Genomic DNA, 725 nt, shown 5'->3' with positions numbered 1-725 from the left:
CCCAATGGCACGATCGAGGCGGCGCTGGATGGCGATCTGGCGCGCATCGGCGCCGATGTGGCCGACACGCGCCGGCTGGAGGCGGCCGCTGCCGCCCTGAACGAGGATGCCCAGCGCGCCAACGCCGCCGTGTCGGCGGTCGATCTCGAGACCGAGGCGGCCGAGCTGACCCGGCTGCAGGCCGCCTATCGCGCCAATGCGCAGGTGATCGGCATCGCCCGCGACCTGTTCGACCAGATCCTGGGTCTCACGCGATGATCCCCACGCTCTCCACCCGCGCCGGCCATGACGCGGCCTTGAGCCGCCTCAACAGCCTGTCGCGCCAGCTGGCCGAGGTGCAGCAGCAGATCGCGACCGGACGCAAGATCCTGAAACCGGGCGATGCCCCGGTGGCCTTCGCGCGTGCCGCGACGCTGAAGCGCGCCGATGCCATGGCCGACGCGCAATCCCGCGCCATGGATGCTGCCATGTCCCGGCTGGGCAGCAGCGAGACGGCGCTGGCCGGCATTGCCGAGCTGGCGATGCGGGCCCGCGAACTGGCGCTGGCGGCTGCCAACGACAGTTTCAACGCCAGCGACCGCGCCAGCATGGCCTCCGAGGTGCGCGAACTGCTGCTGGCCGCCCGCGCGCTGGCCGAAACCACCGGCCCGGATGGTGAGGCGTTGTTTGCCGGCGCCGGCACGCCGCCGGCCTATGCCGATGACGCGCAAGGCCTGGCCGCCTGG

2 protein-coding genes are annotated in these 725 nt (G+C 72.4%); both read left to right on the top strand.

Annotated features, from left to right (window positions below; translation table 11 throughout):
• The coding region (locus tag GJV64_RS15165) for a flagellar basal body rod C-terminal domain-containing protein (protein ID WP_328799212.1) at positions 1-258 on the top strand (258 nt) is incomplete at its 5' end.
• Positions 255-725: flagellin (locus GJV64_RS15160; RefSeq protein WP_408015011.1), on the top strand; the 471-nt coding region annotated here is incomplete at its 3' end. The genes GJV64_RS15165 and GJV64_RS15160, both read left to right, overlap by 4 nt.

This window comes from Sandarakinorhabdus rubra, assembly GCF_010994245.1.
Classification (GTDB): domain Bacteria; phylum Pseudomonadota; class Alphaproteobacteria; order Sphingomonadales; family Sphingomonadaceae; genus Sandarakinorhabdus; species Sandarakinorhabdus rubra.
Note: the sequence above shows the minus strand (reverse complement) of the source record. Positions and strands in the feature narration are given on the sequence as shown.